Genomic DNA, 16,212 nt, shown 5'->3' with positions numbered 1-16,212 from the left:
ATGCCTGCTATCCCCATGGAGCATGGTCTGGCGGTCGCCGGCATCCTGTTCTGCCTCGGTCTGGTCGGCCTGATGGTCCGCCGCAATATCCTTTTCGTGCTGATGAGCCTGGAGGTCATGATGAATGCCTCCGCGCTGGCGTTCATCGTTGCCGGTAGCCGCTGGGCGCAGCCGGATGGACAGATCATGTTCATCCTGGTGATCAGCCTGGCTGCCGCCGAGGCCAGTATCGGCCTGGCGATCCTGCTGCAACTGTATCGCCGCTTCCACACGCTCGATATCGACGCTGCCAGTGAGATGCGCGGATGAACATGATCTTTCTGACTTTCGTATTTCCCCTGATCGGGTTTCTCCTGCTGTCGTTCTCCCGCGGACGCTTCTCGGAAAACCTCTCGGCACTGATCGGCGTCGGCTCCATCGGCCTGTCCGCAGTGGTCGCGGCCTACGTGATCTGGCAATTCAATGTCGCGCCACCCGAGGGTGGTCACTTCACCCTGGTGCTGTGGCAATGGATGGCGGTCGAAGGCTTCAAGCCTGACTTCGCCCTGTACATCGACGGCCTGTCGATCACCATGCTCGGCGTGGTGGTGGGCGTCGGCTTCCTGATCCACCTGTTCGCGTCCTGGTACATGCGCGGTGAAGACGGCTACTCGCGCTTCTTCGCCTACACCAACCTGTTTATCGCCAGCATGCTGTTCCTGGTACTGGGCGATAACCTGTTGTTCCTGTACTTCGGCTGGGAAGGCGTGGGCCTGTGCTCGTACCTGTTGATCGGTTTCTACTACAGCAACCGCAACAACGGTAACGCGGCACTCAAGGCCTTCATCGTGACCCGTATCGGTGACGTGTTCATGGCCATCGGCCTGTTCATCCTGTTCGCTCAACTGGGCACGCTGAACATCCAGGAACTGCTGGTGCTGGCACCGCAGAAGTTCCAGGCCGGCAACTTCTGGATGGTCCTGGCTACCCTGATGCTGCTGGGTGGCGCTGTCGGTAAATCCGCGCAACTGCCGCTGCAAACCTGGCTGGCGGACGCGATGGCCGGTCCGACTCCGGTTTCGGCACTGATCCACGCCGCGACCATGGTGACCGCCGGTGTCTACCTGATCGCCCGTACTCACGGCCTGTTCACCCTGGCGCCGGAAGTCCTGCACCTGGTGGGCATCGTCGGTGGCGTGACCCTGGTGCTTGCAGGTTTCGCCGCACTGGTACAGACCGACATCAAGCGTATCCTCGCCTACTCGACCATGAGCCAGATCGGCTACATGTTCCTGGCCCTGGGCGTCGGCGCCTGGGATGGCGCGATCTTCCACCTGATGACCCACGCCTTCTTCAAGGCCCTGCTGTTCCTTGCCTCCGGTGCGGTGATCGTTGCCTGCCACCACGAGCAGAACATCTTCAAGATGGGTGGCCTGTGGAAGAAACTGCCTCTGGCCTACGCCAGCTTCATCGTTGGCGGCGCGGCCCTGGCGGCCCTGCCACTGGTGACTGCGGGCTTCTACTCCAAGGACGAAATCCTCTGGGAAGCGTTCGCCAGCGGCAACCACGGTCTGCTTTACGCCGGTCTGGTCGGCGCGTTCATGACCTCGCTGTACACCTTCCGCCTGATCTTCATCACGTTCCACGGTGAAGCGAAGACCGAAGCCCACGCCGGTCACGGCATTGCTCACTGGCTGCCGCTGTCGGTGCTGATCGTCCTGTCGACTTTCGTCGGCGCGATGATCGTTCCACCGTTGCACGGCGTGCTGCCGGAAAGCGTCGGCCATGCCGGTGGCGAAGCCAAGCACAGTCTGGAACTCGCTTCGGGCGCCATCGCCCTGGCCGGTATCCTGCTGGCCGCGCTGCTGTTCCTCGGCAAGCGTCGCTTCGTGACCGCCATCGCCAACAGCGGCATCGGCCGTTTCCTGTCGGCCTGGTGGTTCGCTGCCTGGGGCTTCGACTGGATCTACGACAAACTGTTCGTCAAGCCTTACCTGGCGATCAGCCACATCCTGCGCAAAGACCCGCTCGACCAGACCATCGGTCTGATCCCGCGCATGGCCAAAGGCGGTCACACCGCCCTGAGCCGTACCGAGACCGGTCAACTGCGTTGGTATGCCGCCTCGATGGCTGCTGGTGCCGTGCTGGTAATTGGCGCCGTCGTGCTGGTAGCGGTCTGATATGAACCTTGCGAACTTGCGAAAGGAATTGAGCCCGTCATGATTCTGCCTTGGCTAATCCTGATCCCCTTCATCGGCGGCCTGCTGTGCTGGATGGGTGAGCGCTTCGGCGCCACCCTCCCCCGCTGGATTGCGCTGTTGACCATGACCCTGGAACTCGCTCTCGGCCTCTGGCTGTGGGCCCACGGTGATTATTCATTTGCCCCGGCGCCTGGCGCCGATCCGACCTGGTCGCTTGAGTTCAAGCACGTCTGGATCCAGCGCTTCGGCATCAACGTGCACCTGGCCCTCGACGGCCTGTCGCTGTTGATGATCCTGCTGACCGGCCTGCTGGGTGTCCTCTCGGTACTCTGCTCGTGGAAAGAGATCCAGCGCCACGTCGGCTTCTTCCACCTGAACCTGATGTGGATCCTGGGCGGTGTCGTCGGCGTGTTCCTGGCCCTCGATCTGTTCATGTTCTTCTTCTTCTGGGAAATGATGCTGGTGCCGATGTACTTCCTCATCGCGCTCTGGGGTCACAGTTCTTCGGACGGCAAGAAAACCCGGATCTACGCGGCGACCAAGTTCTTCATCTTCACTCAGGCTTCCGGCCTGATCATGCTGGTGGCGATCCTGGGTCTGGTACTGGTCAACTTCAACAACACCGGCGTGATGACCTTCAACTACGCCGACCTGTTGAAAACCAAGATGTCGATGACCACCGAGTACGTCCTGATGCTCGGCTTCTTCATCGCCTTCGCGGTCAAGCTGCCAGTCGTACCGTTCCACTCCTGGCTGCCTGACGCTCACGCCCAGGCGCCGACCGCAGGTTCCGTGGACCTGGCCGGTATCTTGCTGAAAACCGCTGCCTACGGCCTGCTGCGTTTCGCCCTGCCGCTGTTCCCGAATGCGTCGGCCGAGTTCGCGCCGATCGCCATGACCCTGGGTCTGATCGGGATCTTCTACGGTGCGTTCCTGGCGTTCGCGCAAACCGACATCAAGCGTCTGATCGCCTTCTCGTCCGTTTCCCACATGGGCTTCGTACTGATCGGCATCTACTCCGGCAGCCAACTGGCGCTGCAGGGCGCGGTGATTCAGATGCTGGCGCACGGTCTGTCGGCCGCGGCACTCTTTATCCTCAGCGGTCAGTTGTACGAACGCACCCACACCCGCGACATGCGTGAAATGGGTGGCCTGTGGTCGAAGATCGCCTACCTGCCGGCCATCAGCCTGTTCTTTGCAGCGGCGTCCCTGGGCTTGCCGGGTACCGGTAACTTCGTCGGCGAGTTCCTGATCCTGATCGGCACCTTCGCCAGCGCTCCATGGGTCACCGTGATCGCGACGTCCGGCCTGGTGTTCGGTTCGGTCTACTCGCTGATCATGATCCACCGTGCCTACTTCGGTCCGTCCAAATCGGACGCGGTCCTGCAGGGCATGGATGCTCGCGAACTGATCATGGTGGTCGGTCTGGCAGCGCTGCTGGTCTACATCGGCGTCTACCCGCAACCGTTCCTCGACACCTCTGCCGCGACGATGCATGGCGTGCAGCAGTGGCTCGGCACCGCCTTCACTCAACTCGCTTCGGCACGGTAAGAGCGCTATGGAATTCACGACTCAACACTTTATCGCGCTTGCGCCGTTGTTGATCACCAGCGCCACGATCATCGTGGCGATGCTGGCGATCGCCTGGCGCCGCAACCACTCGCAGACCTTCCTGATTTCCGTGGCGGGTCTGAACCTGGCGCTGCTGTCGATCCTGCCAGCCCTGAAAGTCGCGCCCCTGGCCGTGACGCCATTGCTGCAAATCGACACCTTTGCCTGCCTGTACATGGCGCTGATCCTGGTCGCCACCCTCGCCTGCGTCACCCTCGCCCACGCCTACCTCGGCGAGGGCGGTTCGGGTTACCCGGGCAACCGTGAAGAACTGTACCTGCTGATCCTGATGGCCGCCGCCGGTGGCCTGGTTCTGGTCAGCGCGCAGCACCTGGCCGGGTTGTTCATCGGTCTGGAGCTGCTGTCGGTACCGGTCTACGGTCTGGTGGCCTACGCCTTCTTCAACAAGCGTTCGCTGGAAGCCGGCATCAAGTACATGGTGCTGTCGGCAGCCGGTTCCGCGTTCCTGTTGTTCGGTATGGCCCTGCTCTACGCTGACTCCGGCTCCCTGAGCTTCGTCGGTATCGGTCAGGCGCTGGCGGCTACCGGTCTGCCAAGTTCGCTGGCGCAACTGGGCCTGGGCATGATGCTGATCGGCCTGGCGTTCAAGCTGTCGCTGGTACCGTTCCACCTGTGGACCCCGGACGTTTACGAAGGTGCTCCAGCGCCGGTCGCGGCGTTCCTGGCAACCGCTTCCAAGGTCGCCGTGTTCGCCGTGATGGTGCGTCTGTTCCAGATCTCGCCAGCGGCAAGCAGCGGTGTGCTGAGCAACGTACTGACCATCATCGCCATCGCGTCGATCCTGTTCGGTAACCTGCTGGCCCTGACCCAGAGCAACCTCAAGCGTCTGCTGGGTTACTCGTCCATCGCCCACTTCGGTTACCTGCTGATCGCCCTGGTGGCGAGCAAAGGCATGGCCGTGGAAGCTATCGGCGTGTACCTGGTCACCTACGTGATCACCAGCCTCGGCGCCTTCGGCGTGATCACCCTGATGTCCTCGCCGTACAAAGGCCGTGACGCGGACGCCCTGTACGAATACCGCGGCCTGTTCTGGCGCCGTCCGTACCTGACTGCCGTACTGACCGTGATGATGTTGTCCCTGGCTGGTATCCCGCTGACCGCGGGCTTCATCGGCAAGTTCTACATCATCGCCACCGGTGTCGAATCCCATCAGTGGTGGCTGGTCGGCTCGCTGGTACTGGGCAGCGCCATCGGCGTGTTCTACTACCTGCGTGTGATGGTCACCCTGTACCTGATCGAACCGAACCTGCGTCGCCACGATGCACAACTGCACTGGGAACAGAAAGCAGGCGGCGTGATGCTGCTGGCCATCGCGGTACTGGCATTCTTCCTCGGCCTGTACCCACAACCGCTGCTGAGCCTGGTTCAGCAATCGGGCCTGGCGGGTTGATCGCTTAAGCGTTATCAGTAGCAAACAGAAACGGCACCTAAGGGTGCCGTTTTTGCATTCTGGCCGTTGCTGGGCCGGCAGCGCTGTCCTCACCATTCCGTGCTGACCGACACGACGCCATCGCTGGCAAGCCAGCGCCTGTAAGTGATCGTGAGTCAATGCCGGGACTGCGTCCGACGCCGCATCTGCAGGAGCCGGCATACCGACGAAAGCGGTGGCACAGGCACAAACAAAAACGGCACCTTCCGGTGCCGTTCGCCTTTCGCAGTTCAGCTTTTATTTACGCGCATCCGCCCACGATTTCAGCAGTTCGTTGTAGCTCACGGTCTCCCCTTTAGGCTTCTCGTTGGCCAGTTTCGGTTTCGGTGCGCCCGGTTGGTCGAACCAGTATTGCGCGTCGCGTTCCGGGTTCATCTTCGGCGCGCAGGTGGTTTGCGCTTTCGAACGTTCCAGGCGGGACATGATCGCGTCCTGATCCTTGGCCAGACCGTCCAGTGCCTGCTGCGGAGTTTTCTCGCCGCTGGCCGCTTCGGCGATGTGGCTCCACCACAACTGCGCGAGGCGAGGATAATCAGGCACGTTGGTCCCGGTCGGCGTCCATTGCACGCGGGCCGGGCTGCGGTAGAACTCGACCAGGCCACCGAGCTTCGGCGCCAGGTCGGTCATGGCTTGCGAGTTGATGTCCGACTCGCGGATTGGCGTCAGGCCGACGATGGTTTTCTTCAGTGACACGGTTTTCGACGTCACGAACTGCGCATAGAGCCAGGCGGCGAGTTTTTGCTTCTCCGGCGTGGACTTCATGAACGTCCAGGAACCCACGTCCTGATACCCCAGCTTCATGCCCTCCTCCCAGTACGGGCCGCGCGGCGACGGTGCCATGCGCCATTTCGGCGTGCCGTCGGCATTCACCACCGGCAGACCCGGCTTGGTCATGTCGGCCGTGAACGCGGTGTACCAGAAGATCTGCTGGGCGATGTTGCCCTGGGAAGGCACGGGGCCGGATTCGGAGAAGGTCATGCCCGCCGCTTCCGGTGGAGCGTAGGCCTTCATCCAGTCGACGTATTTCTGGGTGGCGAAGACCGCCGCCGGGCCGTTGGTGTCGCCACCGCGGGTCACGCTGGAGCCCACCGGATGGCAATCCTCGACGCGAATGCCCCACTCGTCCACCGGTAAACCGTTGGGCAAGCCCTTGTCGCCGCCACCGGCCATGGAGAACCAGGCATCGGTGAAACGCCAGCCCAGGGACGGGTCTTTCTTGCCGTAGTCCATGTGCCCGTAGACACGCTTGCCGTCGATCTCCTTGACGTCTTCGCTGAAGAACTTGGCGATGTCTTCATAGGCCGACCAGTTCACCGGTACGCCCAGCTCGTAGCCGTATTTCTCCTTGAACTTGGCCTTGAGGTCCGGGCGCTCGAACCAGTCGGCGCGGAACCAGTACAGGTTGGCAAACTGCTGATCGGGCAGTTGATAGAGCTTGCCGTCCGGAGCCGTTGTGAAAGAAGTACCAATGAAGTCCTTGAGGTCCAGAGTCGGCGAAGTGAAGTTCTTGCCTTCATTGGCCATCAGGTCGGTGATGGCTTCAGTCTTGCCGTAACGGAAGTGCGTACCGATCAGGTCCGAGTCGTTCACCCAGCCGTCATAAATGCTTTTGTCCGACTGCATCACGGTCTGCAGTTTTTCCACCACATCGCCTTCTTGCAGCAGGTCGTGGGTCACCTTGATCCCGGTGATCTCGGTGAAGGCCTTGGCCAGCACCTTGGATTCATATTCGTGGGTGGTCAGGGTTTCGGAGACGACCTTGATGTCCATCCCGCGAAACGGTTCGGCGGCCTTGATAAACCACTTCAATTCCTCGAGCTGCTGATCAGCCGTCAGGGTGGACGGTTTGAACTCGCTGCCAATCCATTTCTTCGCAGCGTCTTCATAGGCATCGGCCCAGGCCGCGGCGCTCAAACCGCTGAGTGCCAGCATGGCTGCCAATGAAATGCTATGTCGCAGCTTATTGTTTTTGTCGAACATAGAGACCTCCTGTTTAAGTTTCGGAGCAACATTGCCGAGCGATTCGACTAGCCCCACCGCATCACAGCCAACAGCCACACCAGGGACGACGCGAAGGCGACCCAGATGCTCCAGTCGGTTACGCCGATGACCAGCAGATGCAGGTAGGCGCTACCGAGAAGACCGATAAACAGCCGGTCGCCACGGGTGGTGGCAATCGGCAGAAAACCACGCCGAAGAATGCTCGGCGAACGCAATTCCCAGGTCGTCATGCCCACCAGAATCAGGCCAATGACGACGAAGAACGCTGCGGTGGGAATCGTCCAACTCATCCATTCCATCATCAGTTCCTCATACCCGGCCCAGGGCAAAGCCCTTGGCCACGTGGTTGCGAACAAACCAGATCACCAGCATGCCCGGCAAAATGGTCAACACCCCCGCCGCCGCCAGCACGCCCCAGTCGATGCCTGACGCCGAGACCGTGCGGGTCATCACCGCCGCGATCGGTTTGGCGTTCACCGACGTCAGGGTGCGCGCCAGCAGCAGTTCGACCCAGGAAAACATGAAGCAGAAAAACGCCGTGACACCGATGCCGGAGCCGATCAGCGGGATGAAAATCTTCACGAAGAACTTGGGGAAACTGTAGCCATCGATGTAGGCGGTTTCGTCGATTTCCTTGGGCACTCCGGACATGAACCCCTCGAGAATCCACACCGCCAGTGGCACGTTGAACAGGCAGTGCGCCAGGGCCACGGCGATGTGGGTGTCGAACAGCCCGATCGACGAATACAGCTGGAAGAACGGCAACAGGAACACCGCCGGTGGTGCCATCCGGTTGGTCAGCAGCCAGAAGAACAGGTGCTTGTCACCGAGGAAACGGTAACGCGAGAACGCATAGGCCGCCGGCAGCGCCACGCTCAGGGAGATCACCGTGTTCAGGCTCACGTAGTACAGCGAGTTGAGGTAACCGGTGTACCAGCTCGGATCGGTGAAGATCACTTTGTAGTTATGCAGGGTGAAATCCGCGGGAAACAGCGTCAGGCCGCCGAGGATTTCGGTGTTGCTCTTGAAGGACATGTTCAGCAACCAGTAGATCGGCACCAGCAGGAACAGGATGTAGAGCAGCAACGGAATCAGCTTTCTCTTGCTCATGGCGGCCTCAGCGGTTGGCGTCAGAGTGCGTCATGGCGGTATAAAACAGCCACGACACCAACAGGATGATCAGGAAATACACCAGCGAAAACGCCGCGGCAGGGCCCAGGTCGAATTGCCCTACGGCCATCTGGGTCAATGTCTGACTGAGGAAGGTCGTGGCATTACCCGGCCCGCCGCCCGTGAGCACGAACGGTTCGGTGTAGATCATGAAACTGTCCATGAAACGCAGCATCACCGCGATCAGCAGCACGCTCTTGAGCTTGGGCAACTGAATGTGTCGGAACACCGCCCAGGCCGAAGCCCGATCGATCCGCGCCGCCTGGTAATACACGTCCGGAATCGCCCGCAGACCGGAGAAACACAACAGCGCCACCAGCGACGTCCAGTGCCAGACGTCCATCACCAACACGGTGACCCAGGCGTCCATGGTGTTCGCCGCATAGTTGTAGCTGATGCCCATGGCATTAAGGCTCGAACCCAGCAGACCGATGTCCGCGCGGCCGAAGATCTGCCAGATGGTGCCCACCACGTTCCACGGAATCAGCAACGGGATCGCCAGAATAATCAGCACCAGCGACGACCAGCGGCCCTTGGTCGGCATGGTCAGGGCGATGGCAATGCCCAGGGGAATTTCAATCAGCAACACACAGGCCGAGTAGATGAACTGGCGCAGCAGCGAGTCATGCAGGCGCGGATCGAGCAGCACTTGCCTGTACCAGTCGGCACCGACGAAGTAGCGGCTGGACTGGTCGAATATGTCCTGCACCGAGTAGTTGACCACGGTCATCATCGGGATCACCGCACTGAACGCCACCAGCAGGAACACCGGGAGCACCAGCCACCAGGCCTTGTTGTTCTGCACCTTGTTCATGGCTGCGCCTCTTCATTGGCCATTGCTTCGTTGACGGCATGGGGCTCCAGCAGGAATTCGTCGGCGTAGACCATCAGCCACTGCCCCGGAAAACTGATGTACGCCGTGCCTTCAGGCACCGGTTTGTCTTCGGCCAGGCGTACTTTCAGCGGCGCGCCATCGAGGTTCAGGGTCATGATCTTGTAGGTGCCGAGGTCTTCGACGTGTACGACATGAGCCCGCATCGCGTCATCGAATGGCTCTTCCCACACATGGACGAACTCGGGTCGGATTCCGACTTTCAGGGTTTTCCATTCGGTCTCGGCGATGCGTCGCTGCATGGCGGCGGACAAGGGCAAATGGGTCGAAGCGAAACCGACGCCGCCCGGTTGCGGCTGCACCTCGATCAGGTTCATCCCCGGGCTGCCGATGAAGTAACCGACAAAGGTGTGGCTCGGGCGCTCGAACAATTCCCGTGGCGTGCCGAACTGCACGATCTGCCCGCCGTACATCACCGCGATCTTGTCGGCAAAGGTCGAGGCTTCCAGTTGATCGTGGGTGACATAGACCATGGTGATGTTGAACTGCTCGTGGATCTGCTTGAGCTTGCGCCGCAGCTTCCACTTCAGGTGCGGGTCGATCACGGTCAGCGGTTCATCGAAGAGAATCGCCGACACGTCATCACGCACCAGCCCACGGCCCATGGAGACTTTCTGCTTTTCGTCGGCGGTGAGGTTGCGTGCTTTTTTGCTCAGCAGGTTCTGCAGGTCGAGGACTTCAGCGATTTCCTGCACTTTGGTGTGAATCTTCGCCTCGGCCATGCCCTGATTGCGCAGCGGGAAAGCCAGGTTGTCGAACACCGTCATGGTGTCGTAGACCACCGGAAACTGGAAAACCTGAGCGATGTTGCGCTTCTCCGGGGTCAGGTCATTGACCGCTTTGCCATCGAACAACACATGGCCCTGGGACGGGCTGAGCAACCCGGAAATGATGTTGAGCAAGGTCGACTTGCCGCACCCCGACGGGCCGAGCAAGGCATAGGCACCGCCCTGCTCCCAGATGTGGTCCATCTCGCGGATCGCGTAATCCTCGGGTCCGCCCGGGGTTTTGGTGTAGCTGTGGGCGAGGTTCTGCAAACGGATTTCGGCCATCAGGCAACCCTCGCGACACGCCGGCCCGGCGCCTGGACCAGCCGCCCCTGCGTATCGAACACAAACAGTTTATGGGTCGGGATGTAGATGCGGATCGGCGCATCGACGTCGTATTCGTGGACACCGGGCAAGTGCAGCACCAGCAGGAAATGCTCGTTGCGCACGTGCAGGAAGGTTTCCGAGCCGCTGATTTCCGCGACTTCGACGGTCACTGCCAATTCCAGGTCGTCGTCGTTGCTCGGCACCAGCGAGATATGGCTGGGCCGCACGCCGAAGCGAAACTCGCCCTCGCCCACCGGCCGCAAATCGACGTTCAGCGGGAAATGCACGAAATTGGCGAAACTCACTTCATTACCGGCGATGCGCCCCGGCATCAGGTTGATCGGCGGTTCGGAAAACAGCTCGGCCGCCAGCACGGTCTGCGGCTGGTGATAGACCGCGGAAGATTTGCCGCTCTGGATCACCCGACCCTCATGAAGAATGGTCGTAGTGCCGCCGAGGGCCAGCGCTTCGTTGGGTTCGGTGGTGGCGTAGATCGCGATGGTGTGGCGGGCCTTGAACAGCTCGCGCATTTCCTGGCGCAGTTCCTCGCGCAGTTTGTAGTCGAGGTTGACCAGCGGCTCATCGAACAGAATCAGTTCGGCGTCCTTGACCAGCGCCCGGGCCATGGCCGTCCGCTGTTGCTGGCCCCCGGAGAGCTCCAGCGGATAACGCTGCAGAAACTTCTCGATACGCAGCATTCTGGCGGTTTCCAGCACCTTGCTCTGGATCTGCTCATTGGACACGCGGGCCTGACGCAACGGCGAAGCGATGTTCTCGAACACCGTCATGGTCGGGTAGTTGATGAACTGCTGATACACCATCGACACATTGCGCAGGCGCACCGGGCGTTGGGTGACATCCACGCCATTCATCAGGATGCGCCCGGTGTCAGGCTTGTCCAGCCCGGCCATCAAGCGCATGAGACTGGTTTTGCCGGACAGCGTGCGACCCAGCAAAACGTTGAAGGAACCGGGTTCGAAACTCAGGCACGCATCGTCGATCCAGGTCTGGCCCTCGACGGTACGGCTGACATGCTCCAGGGTTAATGACATGGCTCGGCCTTTTTTATTTTTGGAGTCAAGCGACCGGAGCTACATAGCGACATTTGTGCCAAAAATCACAAGCCGTTGATTTGGCTTGAAATCCTTAAACGTGACTACTGAGTCACGTTCGTTGCTGAACACAAATGAACAATCGAAAGTGAACAATTGAACAGTTCCCCGATTGACAATGAACATTAGTGAACAACACTCTATGGGTGCTTTTTGCCTTTCCCGGGACATGAAACAGACGCAAAACCTGTGGGAGCGAGCCTGCTCGCGATGGCGTTGGATCAGGCAACATTCATGTCGCCTGATAAGCCCTTTTCGCGAGCAGGCTCGCTCCCACAAGGAAAACCTATAACAACAATAAAAGCGTAAATCAGAGGCTGACCTGTAATGGCCCTACCTGCCCTGCCGCTGTCCCACGACGCCATCATCCAGGACTCCTGGTCCCGCTGCCGCGCGTTCGGTCTCAATCATCAAAGCGCTCCGGCGTTCGATCAGTTGCCCGCCGAAGGCATCGCGCAGTTGCTCGAGAGCCAGCACTCGCTGGTGCAGACCACCCACCAGGAAGTCCTGCCGTATTACGAGAACATCCTCAGCAACTCCAATTGCCTGATCATGCTCGCCGACAATCAAGGCCAGGTGCTGACGTCATGGGGCACCCAGCGCTTCATCGAGCCGAGTCTGACCCGCGGTTTCAGTGCCGGCGCCAGTTGGCTGGAGCACTGCAGCGGGACCAACGCCATCGGCACCGCTTTGGCCTGCGAACAAGCGGTGCACATCGAACACGATGAACACTTTCTCAAGGCCAACCGCTTCATGACCGGTTCCGCCGCGCCGATTTTCGATGCCGAGCGCAAAGTGATTGCCGTGCTGGATGTCTCCAGCGACAGCTACCTGCCGCCGTCCCACACCCTGGGCATGGTCAAGATGATGAGCCAGACCGTGGAAAACCGGCTGATCCTCAACCTGTTTCACGGCCAGCATTTCCAGTTGACCTTTAACACGGGCCTGAACAACCTCGACAGCCAGTGGGCCGGCTTGCTGATTTTCGATGAAAGTGGCCAGGTGCTGTCCGCCAACCGCCGCGCTGACAACTTGCTGGGCATCCGCCTGTCGCGAGTCAGTGTGGAGAGCCTGTTCAACGTCTCGCTGCTGGAACTGCTGAATCAGCCAGAAGGCCTGCCCTTCGCCCTGCAGACTCGCGGACGCAACCGCTTCCAGTGCCTGTTGAAACGGCCGAAGCAGGCACCGATTCAGCCGCGGCTGTTTTCTGAAAGCAAAAGTGCTGACCCCAAGAGCGCCGTGGCGGACGCTAAACCCGCCACCATCAGCCTGAAGACCCTGCACTTTGGCGACAGTCGCGTGGAAAAGGCCGTGCGCCAGGCCGAACGCTTGCTGGAGAAAGACATTCCGCTGTTGATTCACGGTGAAACCGGGGTCGGCAAGGAAGTCTTCGTCAAGGCCCTGCATCAAGCCAGCTCCCGCCATAAACAAGCGTTCATTGCCGTCAACTGTGCAGCGATCCCTGCCGAACTGGTGGAGTCTGAGCTGTTTGGTTACGAGAAAGGCGCGTTTACCGGAGCGAACCAGAAAGGCAGCATCGGCCTGATCCGCAAGGCCGACAAAGGCACGTTGTTCCTCGACGAAATCGGCGATATGCCGCTGCCGACCCAGGCACGCTTGCTACGGGTGTTGCAGGAGCGCTGCGTGCAACCGGTGGGCAGCAGTGAGTTGTTTGCGGTGGACATCCGCATCATCTCCGCGACCAACCGCTCCTTGCGCGAGCAGGTGCAATTGGGGCGTTTCCGCGAAGATTTGTACTACCGCATCGGCGGCCTGACCCTGGAGTTGCCGCCGCTGCGCGAGCGCAGCGACAAGCAGGCACTGTTCAAGCGTTTGTGGGAGCAGCATCGGGAGCCCACCCAATGGGCGGGACTTAGCGACGAAGTTCTGGAGCTGTTTAGCCGTCATCCGTGGCCCGGCAACCTGCGCCAGGTCAGCAGCGTGATGCAGGTGGCGCTGGCCATGGCCGAGGAACAACCGGTGCGGCCGGAGCATTTGCCGGATGATTTCTTCGTCGACCTGGAGATGGAGCCGGTGGAGGCGCCGGAGCCGTTGGGGGTTGATCTGAATGACGCCCAGGCGTTGAACCGGGAACTGAAGGCTGCCGGAGGGAATATTTCGCATCTGGCGCGACGGTTGGGGGTTAGTCGCAATACGCTCTATAAGCGCTTGCGCCACCTGGAAAGCTGACTGCTGCGCAGTCAATCGCGAGCAGGCTCGCGAAGGCGCCAACCCAGTCACCGCAAAAACCACTCACTGCCCCCATTGACCGCAGCGACCAAATTGTGACGAAATGTTTCAGCTTTTCGCCTGACTCCTTTTTATCCAGACCCTCCTCCTCCTGATCCTCACAGGATAAGTGCTTTGACCAACATCTGTTCTACCGGCCTTGATATCGGCTTTGCCTCGCTGGATTACCTGCAAATCGGCTTCTTGGGCATCGTTCAGGGCATCACCGAATTGTTGCCCGTGTCCTCCACCGCGCACATGCGCATCGTGCCCGCCCTGCTCGGCTGGCCCGATCCCGGCTCGGCGTTTTCCGCGGCCATGCAGTTGGCCGCACTGGCGGCGGTGGTCAGTTATTTCTGGCGTGACGTCAGACAAGTTGTCAGCGGCAGTGTCGGCGCGGTACGCCAACGCGATTACAACAACCAGTGGTTCATCCTCGCGGTGGCCATCGTGCTGGCGACCATTCCCATCGGTATTGCCGGCGTGGCCTTGTCCTCGACGCTCAATGCCTGCAACTCGCCGTTGCGGGGGCTGATGGTGATCGGGATTTCCTGCGTGGTCATGGCGGTTTTGCTCGCGGCCGCCGAACTCAGTTGCCGGCATCGCCGCACCGTTGGCGAAATGCGCCTGCGTGATGCACTGATCGTTGGCATTGCCCAGATCGGCGCGCTGATTCCCGGCGTGTCGCGCTCGGGGTCAACGCTGACGGCGGCGCTGTTCCTCAATTTCAAACGTGAAGAGGCAGCGCGGTTCTCCTTCCTGCTGGGGCTCCCCGCGATCGCCCTGGCCGGCTTGAAGGAGCTGTGGGTGTTGTTCCATGCTGATCTTCCCGCGCAAGCCTGGGCGCACCTGTTTTTTGGCCTGGTGATCGCCAGCATCTCGGCGTTTTTCGCCATCTGGGGCCTGATGCGCTTTCTGGAGAAGTTCTCCACCTGGCCGTTTGTCATCTACCGCGCGGTGCTCGGGATCTTCCTGATTGTCGCGGTCAGCACCGGACTCCTGAGCTAACGCCCGCCACAAAAAAACAAAACCCGCACAAGGCGGGTTTTGTTTTTTACGGATCAAGCAATCAGTCAGCCAGACGCCAGGTCGTCCCACCCTTGCCGTCTTCCAGCACCACGCCCATGGCGGTGAGCTGGTCGCGGATGCGGTCGGACTCGGCCCAGTCTTTCCCGGCACGTGCCGCCAGACGCGCAGCAATCAGCGCCTCCACTTCAGCGGCATCCACGCGCCCTTCGGCACCGGCCTGCAGGAAGTCGTCGGCCTCAAGCTGCAACACACCCAGCACGCTGGCCAGTTCTTTCAGGCGCGCCGCCAGACCGGCCGCCGCATCGAGATCGGTCTCGCGCAGGCGGTTGATCTCGCGCACCATCTCGAACAACACCGCACAGGCTTCAGGCGTGCCGAAGTCGTCGTTCATCACCGTGGTGAAGCGCTCGACGAACGCTTCGCCGCCAGCCGGAGCCACGCTCGGCAGGCCTTTCAACGCGTGGTAGAAACGCTCGAGGGCGCCCTTGGCGTCCTTGAGGTTGTCTTCCGAGTAGTTGATCGCGCTGCGGTAGTGGCTCGACACCAGCAGGTAACGCACGACTTCCGGGTGGTACTTGGCAAGCACGTCGCGAATGGTGAAGAAGTTGTTCAAGGACTTGGACATCTTCTCGCCATTGATGCGGATCATGCCGCAATGCATCCACGCGTTGGCGTAGGTCTTGCCGGTGGCCGCTTCGCTCTGGGCGATTTCGTTTTCATGGTGCGGGAACTCGAGGTCACTGCCGCCGCCATGAATGTCGAAAGTCTCGCCGAGGCAGCAGGTCGACATCACCGAGCACTCGATGTGCCAGCCCGGACGCCCGGCGCCCCACGGCGATTCCCAGCTCGGCTCGCCCGGCTTGACGCCTTTCCACAGCACGAAGTCCAGCGGATCTTCCTTCGCTTCGTCGACCTCGATCCGCGCACCGATGCGCAGGTCCTCGACCTTCTTGCGCGACAGCTTGCCGTAACCCATGAACTTCGCGACGCGGTAGTACACGTCGCCATTGCCCGGGGCGTAGGCGTAACCCTTGTCGATCAGGGTCTGGATCATCGACAGCATGCCCGGGATGTGGTCCGTGGCACGTGGCTCCATGTCCGGTTTGAGGATGTTGAGGCGCGCCTCGTCCTCGTGCATTGCGGCGATCATGCGCTCGGTCAGCGCGTCATACGGCTCGCCGTTCTCGCGGGCACGATTGATGATCTTGTCTTCGATGTCGGTGATGTTGCGCACATAGGTCAGGTTGTAACCGCTGAACCGCAACCAGCGGGTCACTAGGTCGAACGCGACCATGCTGCGGCCGTGGCCTATGTGGCAGTAGTCATACACGGTCATCCCGCAGACGTACATGCGCACATTGTTGCCATCCAGCGGCTTGAAGACTTCTTTGCTCTTGGTGAGCGTGTTGTAGATCGTCAGCACTTTAAATTTCCTTGACGCTAA

The 16,212-nt window shown here is 60.6% G+C and carries 13 protein-coding genes; 6 read left to right on the top strand and 7 right to left on the bottom strand.

Annotation, left to right across the window (positions count from 1 at the left end; genetic code table 11):
- The 4 genes from nuoK to nuoN are packed head-to-tail and all read left to right on the top strand — an operon-like array spanning window position 1 to window position 5,202.
- Complete coding sequence (gene nuoK, locus BLV61_RS26270; protein WP_007946416.1) at window positions 1-309, top strand: NADH-quinone oxidoreductase subunit NuoK; 309 nt, start codon at window positions 1-3, stop codon at window positions 307-309.
- The gene (gene nuoL, locus BLV61_RS26265) at window positions 306-2,159 is read left to right on the top strand and encodes an NADH-quinone oxidoreductase subunit L (RefSeq protein WP_090468409.1); all 1,854 of its coding nucleotides are present in this window, start codon (window positions 306-308) and stop codon (window positions 2,157-2,159) included. The genes nuoK and nuoL overlap by 4 nt, the downstream gene beginning before the upstream one ends.
- Before the next feature lie 39 nt (window positions 2,160-2,198).
- On the top strand, window positions 2,199-3,731 hold the full coding sequence (gene nuoM / locus BLV61_RS26260; protein WP_090468407.1) for an NADH-quinone oxidoreductase subunit M: 1,533 nt from the start codon (window positions 2,199-2,201) through the stop codon (window positions 3,729-3,731).
- Between the two features lie 7 nt (window positions 3,732-3,738).
- Complete coding sequence (gene nuoN, locus BLV61_RS26255) at window positions 3,739-5,202, top strand: NADH-quinone oxidoreductase subunit NuoN (protein WP_047527643.1); 1,464 nt, start codon at window positions 3,739-3,741, stop codon at window positions 5,200-5,202.
- Window positions 5,203-5,478: 276 nt separating this feature from the next.
- Here nuoN and BLV61_RS26250 read toward each other — a convergent pair whose 3' ends face one another.
- The 6 genes from BLV61_RS26250 to BLV61_RS26225 are packed head-to-tail and all read right to left on the bottom strand — an operon-like array spanning window position 5,479 to window position 11,450.
- Window positions 5,479-7,221 carry an ABC transporter substrate-binding protein gene (locus BLV61_RS26250; RefSeq protein WP_047527641.1) on the bottom strand — a complete coding sequence of 581 codons (1,743 nt, stop codon included), beginning with the start codon at window positions 7,219-7,221 and terminating at the stop codon, window positions 5,479-5,481.
- A 47-nt stretch (window positions 7,222-7,268) separates the two neighbouring features.
- Entirely contained in the window at window positions 7,269-7,541 is a 273-nt protein-coding gene (locus BLV61_RS26245; RefSeq protein WP_047527639.1) for a DUF2160 domain-containing protein, read from the bottom strand.
- 10 nt (window positions 7,542-7,551) lie between these two features.
- Window positions 7,552-8,352, bottom strand: coding sequence for a carbohydrate ABC transporter permease (locus BLV61_RS26240; RefSeq protein ID WP_047527637.1), 801 nt, complete (start codon window positions 8,350-8,352; stop codon window positions 7,552-7,554).
- Between the two features lie 7 nt (window positions 8,353-8,359).
- Window positions 8,360-9,226, bottom strand: coding sequence for a carbohydrate ABC transporter permease (locus tag BLV61_RS26235; protein ID WP_047527635.1), 867 nt, complete (start codon window positions 9,224-9,226; stop codon window positions 8,360-8,362).
- Complete coding sequence (locus tag BLV61_RS26230; protein ID WP_090468405.1) at window positions 9,223-10,356, bottom strand: ABC transporter ATP-binding protein; 1,134 nt, start codon at window positions 10,354-10,356, stop codon at window positions 9,223-9,225. The genes BLV61_RS26235 and BLV61_RS26230 overlap by 4 nt, the downstream gene beginning before the upstream one ends.
- Window positions 10,356-11,450, bottom strand: coding sequence for an ABC transporter ATP-binding protein (locus BLV61_RS26225; RefSeq protein ID WP_047527632.1), 1,095 nt, complete (start codon window positions 11,448-11,450; stop codon window positions 10,356-10,358). Before BLV61_RS26225 ends, BLV61_RS26230 begins: the two co-directional genes overlap by 1 nt.
- 387 nt (window positions 11,451-11,837) lie before the next feature.
- Here BLV61_RS26225 and BLV61_RS26220 point away from each other — a divergent pair, with 387 nt between their 5' ends.
- Both BLV61_RS26220 and uppP read left to right on the top strand, forming a co-directional pair.
- A complete protein-coding gene (locus BLV61_RS26220; protein ID WP_047527631.1) occupies window positions 11,838-13,700 on the top strand; it encodes a sigma-54-dependent Fis family transcriptional regulator in 1,863 nt (620 codons plus the stop codon).
- Between the two features lie 174 nt (window positions 13,701-13,874).
- The gene (gene uppP / locus BLV61_RS26215) at window positions 13,875-14,747 is read left to right on the top strand and encodes an undecaprenyl-diphosphatase UppP (RefSeq protein ID WP_090468403.1); all 873 of its coding nucleotides are present in this window, start codon (window positions 13,875-13,877) and stop codon (window positions 14,745-14,747) included.
- 61 nt (window positions 14,748-14,808) lie between these two features.
- On the opposite strand, the gene cysS is transcribed toward uppP, so the two are convergent.
- Complete coding sequence (cysS, locus tag BLV61_RS26210) at window positions 14,809-16,191, bottom strand: cysteine--tRNA ligase (RefSeq protein ID WP_047527626.1); 1,383 nt, start codon at window positions 16,189-16,191, stop codon at window positions 14,809-14,811.
- Window positions 16,192-16,212 lie beyond the last annotated feature (21 nt).

The organism is Pseudomonas mohnii (assembly GCF_900105115.1).
Taxonomy (GTDB): domain Bacteria; phylum Pseudomonadota; class Gammaproteobacteria; order Pseudomonadales; family Pseudomonadaceae; genus Aquipseudomonas; species Aquipseudomonas mohnii.
This window is presented reverse-complemented; position numbering and strand designations above follow the sequence as displayed.

Bases quoted from the DNA above. Each gene is read 5' to 3' on its own strand.
- nuoK (WP_007946416.1), top strand. From the start codon at position 1: ATGCCTGCTATCCCCATGGAGCATGGTCTGGCGGTCGCCGGCATCCTG.
- nuoL (WP_090468409.1), top strand. From the start codon at position 306: ATGAACATGATCTTTCTGACTTTCGTATTTCCCCTGATCGGGTTTCTC.
- nuoM (WP_090468407.1), top strand. From the start codon at position 2,199: ATGATTCTGCCTTGGCTAATCCTGATCCCCTTCATCGGCGGCCTGCTG.
- nuoN (WP_047527643.1), top strand. From the start codon at position 3,739: ATGGAATTCACGACTCAACACTTTATCGCGCTTGCGCCGTTGTTGATC.
- BLV61_RS26250 (WP_047527641.1), bottom strand. From the start codon at position 7,221: ATGTTCGACAAAAACAATAAGCTGCGACATAGCATTTCATTGGCAGCC.
- BLV61_RS26245 (WP_047527639.1), bottom strand. From the start codon at position 7,541: ATGGAATGGATGAGTTGGACGATTCCCACCGCAGCGTTCTTCGTCGTC.
- BLV61_RS26240 (WP_047527637.1), bottom strand. From the start codon at position 8,352: ATGAGCAAGAGAAAGCTGATTCCGTTGCTGCTCTACATCCTGTTCCTG.
- BLV61_RS26235 (WP_047527635.1), bottom strand. From the start codon at position 9,226: ATGAACAAGGTGCAGAACAACAAGGCCTGGTGGCTGGTGCTCCCGGTG.
- BLV61_RS26230 (WP_090468405.1), bottom strand. From the start codon at position 10,356: ATGGCCGAAATCCGTTTGCAGAACCTCGCCCACAGCTACACCAAAACC.
- BLV61_RS26225 (WP_047527632.1), bottom strand. From the start codon at position 11,450: ATGTCATTAACCCTGGAGCATGTCAGCCGTACCGTCGAGGGCCAGACC.
- BLV61_RS26220 (WP_047527631.1), top strand. From the start codon at position 11,838: ATGGCCCTACCTGCCCTGCCGCTGTCCCACGACGCCATCATCCAGGAC.